Source organism: Aestuariicoccus sp. MJ-SS9, assembly GCF_032586235.1.
Classification (GTDB): domain Bacteria; phylum Pseudomonadota; class Alphaproteobacteria; order Rhodobacterales; family Rhodobacteraceae; genus Aestuariicoccus.
Window position 1 is genome coordinate 1 of the sequence record NZ_JAWHTD010000078.1, and the last position, 8,612, is coordinate 8,612.

8 protein-coding genes and 1 pseudogene are annotated in these 8,612 nt (G+C 59.0%); 5 read left to right on the forward strand and 4 right to left on the reverse strand.

Features of this window, described 5'->3' with window-relative positions; all coding sequences use genetic code 11:
• Positions 1–1,240 (forward strand): tyrosine-type recombinase/integrase (locus tag RXV88_RS22520; RefSeq protein WP_316295913.1); only part of this gene is annotated, 1,240 nt, incomplete at its 5' end.
• On the forward strand, positions 1,237–1,410 hold the full coding sequence (locus RXV88_RS22525) for a hypothetical protein (protein ID WP_316295914.1): 174 nt from the start codon (positions 1,237–1,239) through the stop codon (positions 1,408–1,410). The genes RXV88_RS22520 and RXV88_RS22525, both read left to right, overlap by 4 nt.
• Positions 1,411–1,741: 331 nt before the next feature.
• Here RXV88_RS22525 and RXV88_RS22530 read toward each other — a convergent pair whose 3' ends face one another.
• Positions 1,742–2,107 carry a hypothetical protein gene (locus RXV88_RS22530; protein ID WP_316295915.1) on the reverse strand — a complete coding sequence of 122 codons (366 nt, stop codon included), beginning with the start codon at positions 2,105–2,107 and terminating at the stop codon, positions 1,742–1,744.
• The gene (locus RXV88_RS22535) at positions 2,104–3,450 is read right to left on the reverse strand and encodes a primase-helicase family protein (RefSeq protein WP_316295917.1); all 1,347 of its coding nucleotides are present in this window, start codon (positions 3,448–3,450) and stop codon (positions 2,104–2,106) included. Before RXV88_RS22535 ends, RXV88_RS22530 begins: the two co-directional genes overlap by 4 nt.
• Before the next feature lie 323 nt (positions 3,451–3,773).
• On the opposite strand from RXV88_RS22535, the gene RXV88_RS23770 reads away from it, so the two are divergent.
• Positions 3,774–3,899 carry a hypothetical protein gene (locus RXV88_RS23770; RefSeq protein ID WP_410468852.1) on the forward strand — a complete coding sequence of 42 codons (126 nt, stop codon included), beginning with the start codon at positions 3,774–3,776 and terminating at the stop codon, positions 3,897–3,899.
• Between the two features lie 331 nt (positions 3,900–4,230).
• On the opposite strand, the gene RXV88_RS22540 is transcribed toward RXV88_RS23770, so the two are convergent.
• Both RXV88_RS22540 and RXV88_RS22545 read right to left on the reverse strand, forming a co-directional pair.
• On the reverse strand, positions 4,231–4,404 hold the full coding sequence (locus RXV88_RS22540; RefSeq protein WP_316295918.1) for a hypothetical protein: 174 nt from the start codon (positions 4,402–4,404) through the stop codon (positions 4,231–4,233).
• Positions 4,401–4,595 (reverse strand): hypothetical protein, encoded by a 195-nt coding sequence (locus RXV88_RS22545; RefSeq protein ID WP_316295920.1) that lies wholly within the window; start codon positions 4,593–4,595, stop codon positions 4,401–4,403. The genes RXV88_RS22540 and RXV88_RS22545 overlap by 4 nt, the downstream gene beginning before the upstream one ends.
• Before the next feature lie 173 nt (positions 4,596–4,768).
• On the opposite strand from RXV88_RS22545, the gene RXV88_RS22550 reads away from it, so the two are divergent.
• Complete coding sequence (locus tag RXV88_RS22550) at positions 4,769–7,285, forward strand: calcium-binding protein (protein WP_316295922.1); 2,517 nt, start codon at positions 4,769–4,771, stop codon at positions 7,283–7,285.
• 237 nt (positions 7,286–7,522) lie between these two features.
• Positions 7,523–8,612 (forward strand): annotated as a pseudogene (locus tag RXV88_RS22555) (pre-peptidase C-terminal domain-containing protein); the annotation flags it as partial.

Consider the following 8,612-nt stretch of genomic DNA (forward strand, 5'->3'; position numbering starts at 1 on the left):
GACGTGGCTCTATCGCCGCAACTACCCCGCCGACGTGGCGCTGGCCCTCGGGGTCCAGGCGCTGAAACAGTCGCTCAAGACCGGGGACGCCTCGACAGCCCGCCAGAGGGCGGCGGAGGTCAACGTCCTCTACGAAAGCACCATCACCCAGGTCAGAGAGCGCGCGGAGGAGGTCCTGAGCAACAACTCCGGTCCCGATTGGGCCACCCCATCCCCGACCGCACTCGATCACCTGCGGCACACTCTGGCACGCTCTGGGGACCTCGAAACTTTGAAGTTCCAGAAGCCCGTCCCCCGGTCGGTGCCGACGGTTGCCGAGGCTGCGAGAGACTACCTCAACCTCCGGAGCGACCAACTGCGCCCCGGCGGGTTCAAGTCGGTTCGGTACTCGGTGGGCCTGTTCGCGTCGGAATACGGGGACCTACGGCTGGACCAGTTGGACCGTCCTCATGGTAGGGCGTTTCTGACGGCCATAGCTCAGCTATCCCCTCTGCTGGGCAAGTCCGAGAGGACCCGAAACCTGTCGCTGAAGGCCAGTCTCGCGCAGTCCCGGGGGGAACGGATCACGGTCAGAACCCAGAAGCGTATCTGGTCTCAGGTTCGTCACTTCCTCTCCTGGACGGTCTGCGAGGGGCACCTCGACCAGCACCCGTTCGAGGCGGTTCGGTTCGATGGCAAGTTAAGACCCGCCCCCTACGCGGTTCCGACGGACCCCGAGGTGGTGCGGTTCCTGCAGTCCCGGGACCCACTTCAGACGGTGACCCTGATGTGCCTGCTGACGGGAATGCGGTCGGGGGAGGCGACGGGGCTGCTCAGGGAGGACGTGGTGACAAAGGGCAACCTCGGGTCGTTCATCCATGTTCGTCCCAACCGGTTGAGACTGCTGAAGACGGACGCGGCGGAGAGGCTGGTCCCGGTTCACCCGGTGCTCGACGAGCGGCTACGGGACCTCCCGTCCGAGGGACCACTGTTTCCCAACGTTAAGGTCAACGACGTGACCAAGGCGTTCGCCCGGCATCGTCGTCGGGTCGACCTCGACCGTCCGGGATTGGTCTTCCACAGCACCCGGAAGTGGTTCATCACCCAGTGCGAGCGAACCGGCGTCCCGGAGCACTGGACGGCCAGCCTCGTCGGCCACCAGTCGGCGCGGTCTGAGAACGGGATCACCTACGGCATCTACTCGGCGGGTATCTCGGACGAGCAGAAGCGGGGCATCGTGGATCAGATACGGTTGCCATGACCATCCCCGACATCGAGGACTTCGAGGAGAGGGCCGCTATCGCCGAGTACGATGGCGGTCTTTCTCGTTCCGACGCGGAGGACCTGGCCGCCCGGGCGCAGGGGTTCGCCGGTGCTGACGACTACTGGGAGTGGCTGGCCGACTACGTGGTCCGTAGGAGACTGCCCTGACAACACCCTCGGCCTTCGGGCCGGGGGACCCCCACCTTGCTTTCTTTTTGCCCCCGTTACCGCCCCAGTTTCCCGGATCGTTGGGATTTCTCGTTACGGATCATCGAGGGTCAAGGTCTCCTACCACCCCAGCCAGCCATTCCCGGACCAACTAACCAAGCACCCGAGGCACCCGTCGGTGGGAAAATGCCCCCGAAAAGTGCCCCAGTGGGGTTGGCCGGTCGGGGCGGGCAATTTGATCACGGGTTACGACACTCTTGCTGTCGAAGGGTGGGACGGGTGACGGCGTTCGCGGTTGGTAGGGCATGGCCACGGCCTTCGTCCGCCAGCGCTACAAAGTCTCTAAGTCAACACCGTAGGCAGCCGCTTCCCAGTCGTCGCGCTTGTTATCGGCCCGACTGCCGACCTCGAGGTGGTTCGGATTGATGCAGAGCCCGTTATGGCAGCGGTGGCGCACCACCTCATCGAAGGTCAGAACCTGCCTGTTCACAATAGCATAGATGAAGCGATAGGCCCGCGTCTGGTGGCCTCTGAAGCGCACCTTCCTGCGCGATGGACCCGGCGTCACGCGGCAACCCTCGGGCGTCCCGGTGGCTTGCTGGAGCAACGATGAGACCCGCTGTAGGGCCTCACCGTGGTGGTTGCGTATGATATCGTCCAGCCAGCACTCGGTCGGTTCGATGATCAGGCGGGTCAAAGACCGATCTCCACGTCGTCCCTGATTGGCGCGCCAGTGCCGTCCGGCGCAATTACGTTCCCACGCTGGATTGAATAGCCTGGGCCGACCCAGATGACGCGCTGGTAGTCCACGCCTCCCCATTTTGCCTGTGCCTTGTGCCAGCCCAACTCAAACATTTTGTGGCGGATGGTCTCGACGTTTGCATGCATCGACTTCTGGAAGTAATGAACCAAGGCTGTTTGAGTAATGTAGCCTTGGCCAATTTCATTCAGGAGTTCCTCCAGCCGTTCTGTTGATACCTGTCGGTTTGCCTCCTGGATCATCTTCATGATGGGAGTGCAGTGCGTCTTGGTGTTCAGAGATTTGGCGTTGAACAACGCGTCGAGCTCGCTCTGAATCAAGGCGTTATACAAGGCTCCCAAAGCCGCCGGGTCTTCGATCTGCTGCTGAACCTCTTTGACCAGCGCCTGGAACGCCTCCGTGCGCGGTCCACTGGCATGCCCTTCGTGATCAATATCCACGATGAAAAAGCGACGGTCATCTGCCTCAAGCCAAAGTGGCGGGTGATTGCTGGTAAAGACGAAGCAACAGTTTTGCTGGGTCTGATACGCCTCCTGACCCTTCCGCTCGACCAATAACCTTGGCTCGCTGATGAGCGTCTTCAGATCGTTCGCCGCATTCGAGCCTTGCTTCAGTTTCACCTCCTCGCAGATGACCAGCTTCGACATGAGGGTGATGACGTTGAAGCGCCCGGTGAGCTTCGAGATCCCGTTCTGCGACGTGGTGTTGTGCTCCCCAAACAGCGCTTCGAGAATTCGGCACAACTGGCTCTTGCCGGTTCCCTTGGCTTTACTATGCAGGAACAGGCACCACGTTGGGCGATCCCCTTCATTCTGTAGGTTCCAGGCGATCCAGTCGATTACTTGGCGTCTCGTGGCGTCGTCAGGGATGATCCACTCCAGAAACGCACCAGTCGGACCCCAATCATGTTGGTTCACCTTAAGGTCACGGTACACAGGCTTTCGCCAAAGGTTGATGGTCGCAAAGCCGTCGTTCAACAAGAGCCGTTGATCGTCGCCGGGGCGGCTGATCACTTGACCCGACCAAGTAGCGACCATCTCTGTTGGCTCTTGGTGGTACAGGCTGAAGGCCGTGCCGAACACCTCGCGCAGCAACTCTCCGGTCAGGTTGATATGTGGGAACTCCCGACGCATCCGTTGAACGCTGGCTTGCTTCACGTCGGGCAATGAAATTGCCGCTCCCGGTGCGTCGATCCGGTAGTATTTACCGTCCTTGCGAACGAACCAACTTGCGATTGCGCGGGACAGCTCCCGGCGATGATTTTCTTCAAATTTCTTCATGAAATGTGCCTCCTTAACAGGCAACCAAAATGGTTGCTTCTTGCTTAAGCGTGCCCTGGAAGGCGTAGTGGCGACATTATGATTTAAAAACATACACTTAGCTTGACTTCGCTCGACTCTGGCAAAATACGTTTTTTCATAGAGTTCAAAATACGCTTTGAGGACCAATCTGTCCGCTCCAGCAAGCCACCGGGACGCCCGAGGGTTGCCGCGTGACGCCGGGTCCATCGCGCAGGAAGGTGCGCTTCAGAGGCCACCAGACGCGGGCCTATCGCTTCATCTATGCTATTGTGAACAGGCAGGTTCTGACCTTCGATGAGGTGGTGCGCCACCGCTGCCATAACGGGCTCTGCATCAATCCGAACCACCTCGAGGTCGGCAGTCGGGCCGATAACAAGCGCGACGACTGGGAAGCGGCTGCCTACGGTGTTGACTTAGAGACTTTGTAGCGCTGGCGGACGAAGGCCGTGGCCATGCCCTACCAACCGCGAACGCCGTCACCCGTCCCACCCTTCGACAGCAAGAGTGTCGTAACCCGTGATCAAATTGCCCGCCCCGACCGGCCAACCCCACTGGGGCACTTTTCGGGGGCATTCCGGGTGACCGGGGTGCCTCGGGTGCTTGGTTAGTTGGTCCGGGAATGGCTGGCTGGGGTGGTAGGAGACCTTGACCCTCGATGATCCGTATCGGGAATTCCCACTGATCCGGGAAACTGGGGCGGTAACGGGGGCAAAAAGAAAGCAAAGTGGGGGTCCCCCGGCCCGAAGGCCGAGGGTGTTCTCAGGGCAGTCTACGGGAGACCACGTAGTCGGCCAGCCACTCCCAGTAGCGGTCGGCACTTGGGAACCCCTGCGCCCGGGCAGCCAGGTCCTCCGCGTCGGAACGAGAAAGACCGCCGTCGTACTGAGCGATAGCGGCCCTCTCCTCGAACGCCTCGATGTCTGGGATGGTCATGCCACCGGCAACCGTATCTGGTCCACGATGCCCCGCTTCTGCTCGTCACTGATACCCGCCGAGTAGATGCCGTAGGTGATCCCGTTCTCAGACCGGGCCGACTGGTGGCCGACGAGGCTGGCCGTCCAGTGCTCGGGGACGCCGGTTCGCTCGCACTGGGTGATGAACCACTTTCTGGTGCTGTGGAACACCAGCCCCGGACGCTCCAGGTTGACCCGACGACGATGCCTACCGAATGCGGCTCTTAATCCCTTGATCTAGAGCAACGCAGAGTGATGGTTGCTGAAATATCTTGGTCCGCAGTTGTTTATAAGGATCGGCCGCTCCCGGGGGTCGACGAACACGGACTATGAGGGCGATCACCATGGATGATTTTGCAGGCGACAACACGACTACAGGCAGCGTCGAACCTGGCGAAATTATTGCCGGTCAGCTGGAAACCGAAGACGATGTGGACTGGTTTGAAGCCAATCTTACGGCAGGGACCCGGTATCGGGTCCAGTTTGCTGATCCCGACCTTTGGCCTGGTTCTGAGGACAGACTAGACCTGATCCTTCGCAGCTCGACGGGCTACAACATAGATTACTTCAGCTTTGACGGCTTCGACGGCGCGATAGATGATCCGCTAAGTTCATTCTATTTTGACGTGGAGCAGGGCGGCGTATTTTATTTTGAAGTCGATGGATTCAGGGATCGTTTTTCCGATCCGCAGCCATTCGGCGATTACGTATTATCGCTGACCGATATGGGACCCGACATCGGCCAGACGGTCGAAACCCTCGGAAGCGTCACAGTCGGCAGCAGCGTGGCAAGTGAAATCCAGGATTACGCCGACGAAGATTGGTTTGCGGCCACCCTGACCGCCGGGCAGTCCTATGACATCCAGGTGCTGCCCGACGAAACGTCGTCCCAGCCGCTGAATTCGTCACACCTATGGATCGTTTCTGACTCCGGCGAATATCTCGTCGGCGCAGACACGCAGATCGTCGCATTCACGGCACCGGAGGACGGGACGTATTTCCTTGGTGTGGGGAATGAAGAACTTCTCGACACAGGCCATTATGTGCTGTCCGTCGCGAATACCCAGGGGGATATTGCAGCTTCTGAAACGACTGACGCCGTTCTGAATGTTGGTGCCACTCTAACGTCAGACCTGGCGTCTATTCTGGATCGTGACTGGATCCGCGTCTCGCTGGAAGGAGGTGTGCTTTACACTCTGATGTTCGATGCCGACGATCCCGGCGACGCTTACAATTATAGTGTGGGGGTCATCTCGCCTGGAGACACTGGTCTGAATTCTTTTCCCTACGACGAGACCGGCGCGACTTCAGTTCCTGACGACGGCACGTATTACGTCGCGATCTCCAGCCATCATGCAGATTACTTCTTGAACGACCACCTGGACGCAGAGGCGGCGTCTTACACGCTCAGTCTGAATGTTGCCGAAACCGGCGATGCGGTACCCGCCGATGTCACCAGTCCAATCGTCCTGACGGCGGGTCAAAGCGCAACGATCACACTCGACTATGCCTTTGACCGCGACTGGATCGGGGTCCAGCAGGAAGCGGGGCAAGGGTTTACCGCCATTATTTGGGGTGCCCACTATGACCCCGCTTCCGGCCGTTCCAGACCGGAAATCACCTTGCGCGATGCAGCCGGGACCGCTGTCGCCGATGGAATACAACTGGGCGGGTGGCAGGCTGGTATCTACTTGGCTTATCTGGAGGCGGGGGAGTCCACCGAAGAACAGTTGATGTTCCTGGACATCGGCTCTTCCTACGACGGCAGAGGGACTGACGCGCGGGACTACAAGATACAAATCTTCGCCACCGAAGCAGGAACTCAGGTAGGCAGTGTCGAGGACGACATCCTGACGGGTCAGAGCACAAACGACACGCTTCAGGGCCTCGATGGTGATGACCGGCTGGACGGAGGTACGGGCGACGACAACATAGAAGGAGGCGCGGGAGACGATGCCCTAATCGGTCGTTTCGGGGATGACACTATTTGGGGCGGCACCGGGAATGACTGGATCGCCGGAGCGTTCGGAGCTGACAGCCTATTCGGTGGCGAGGGCGATGATCTTATCGGGGGCGGCAAGGGCGACGACACGATCGACGCAGGAGATGGCAACGACGACGTCAGGGGTGGTGAAGGCGATAATCTCGTCTTTCTCGGTGCAGGCGACGATAACTACCTCGGCCGTGGCGGTAATGACACCGTCGATGCGGGCGACGGTAACGATAACCTACTGATCCGCGACGGAAACGCGCAGGTCAATTTGGGACCCGGAAATGATACCTTTCTAGCGGACCGTGGCAGTCATTCAGTCGATGGCGGCAATGGCGATGACTCGATCGTAACCCGCTATGGAGCTGATCAATATCTTCGTGGAGGCGATGGCAATGATACGATCGAGGCGGGTTGGGGCAACAATACTTTGTTGGGCGATGAGGGCGACGATGTTCTCATCAGCTTTAGCTATAGCCATCTCGGCAGTGATGTGTTGGACGGTGGGGAGGGCAATGACCTCCTGTTAGGGCGCGGCCCCGCCGAATTAATTGGCGGATTGGGCAACGACACCATCAATGGCGGTTATGACGACGACACGATGACCGGTGGCGATGGGGCAGATGTCTTTGTCTACAACTTCTTCAAGGTCGGTGATGCGGATGTCATTACAGACTTCGAGGACGGCGTGGACCTGATCCGTATGACCGGCGTCGAAAATGCGCCGGACAGCGGACTTCAGGGGTATGTCGATGCGTTGAACATCACCGATACCGCCGAGGGCGCGCTGATCGACTATCAGGGGCACACAGTGCTGATCGAGGGCGTGTCGGCGGCCGATCTGACGGTGGAGGACTTCACGTTCCTTTGACCGGCATCGTGACTTCCTCCCTGCGGTGGTTGCTGCGGGGAGGCTTGCTGTGACGGTAGTCAATCGCGGGGACGAGGGCAGTTTGGGGCGGCCCGGCGAGAACCTGAGACAGTAAGTTGTCCGGTTGATCCTGCTCAAAGCGACGAGTGCGTCCTCGGGGTAATCACGAAGCAAGGGACCAGTTCGCCTACTGGTGCCTTCGGGGTTTTGAGAACGTGATATTTAAGATGGGGCGCCATGGACGATTATTCAGACGATGTTAATACCCTCGGCTTTGTTCCGGTGGGAGGAACGGTCGGCGGAAGCATTGAGGTGCCATACGATCGCGATTGGTTCTCAGTCGTGCTGGAAGCCGGGCAGTCATATTTCATTCGGGCGTCAGGTCTTACAACAGGCGGCGGTGACCTAAGTATCCCGGAAATGCGCGTTCTGGACGCAAGCGGAGATGAGATCGCAGTTGCGCAGAATGATTCCTGGTGGGATCCGAACCTTGTATTTTTGGCGCAGACTTCGGGCATCTACTACATCGAAATTTCTGGCTGGATTTGGGACGATGACGTTCCACCAGAGACCGGTGACTACACAGTATCGGTATCTTTGGCGGAAGGCGACATTCCGGGGGACGTGACCACAGATACCACGCTGGAACCAGGCGTGCCCTTCACCTCGGTTCTATATGGAAGCCAGGATCGCGACTGGTTCGCCGTCAACTTGGAGCCTGGTCTCGGATACTTTGCCCGCGTAACGATCAATCCCCCCCCGGCCGGCGGAGAAGGAGCTGGTTTTTTCTTGTTCGATGAAACCGGCGCGACGGAGTATTCTAGGTGGTGGGAGTTCGGCACGCCGAGTTCGTTCGGGGGTACCTTTGGCGTCGAAACACCGGGTACCTACTTCATTTCTTTCCGCGCATCGTTGTGGGGCGAAATTCCCTATGATGTAGTTTTCGACACAATTGACGAGACGCCGATCGGAACGCCGGACACCGAGGGCACAGCCGTTTTAGGTGAGACCGTATCGGGCCGCGTCGATTTCTGGAACGACGCGGATTGGTATTCGGTCTCGCTCACGGGAGGAGAGGAATACACGCTGTCCTTTCTGCAAGTCGTCGATCCTATGTACTTCGGTGATTACCAGTACGCGAATTATCTCGAATCCGGGATCATCGCCATCCACGATGAAGAAGGGAACGTTCTCGCCTCGCAACCCGGGGCAACCTATCCCTTGGACGACGACCTGACGATTACGCTATCGTCATTCGTTGCGCTCCGGGACGGGACGTACTTCATTTCGGTGCAAGGAATTCCCGAAATGTTGTGGGGCGGAATGC

Excerpts from the sequence above, each read along its gene's own strand:
- RXV88_RS22540 (WP_316295918.1), bottom strand. The coding sequence starts at position 4,404 with ATGACCATCCCAGACATCGAGGCGTTCGAGGAGAGGGCCGCTATCGCT.
- RXV88_RS22525 (WP_316295914.1), top strand. The coding sequence starts at position 1,237 with ATGACCATCCCCGACATCGAGGACTTCGAGGAGAGGGCCGCTATCGCC.
- RXV88_RS22550 (WP_316295922.1), top strand. The coding sequence starts at position 4,769 with ATGGATGATTTTGCAGGCGACAACACGACTACAGGCAGCGTCGAACCT.
- RXV88_RS22535 (WP_316295917.1), bottom strand. The coding sequence starts at position 3,450 with ATGAAGAAATTTGAAGAAAATCATCGCCGGGAGCTGTCCCGCGCAATC.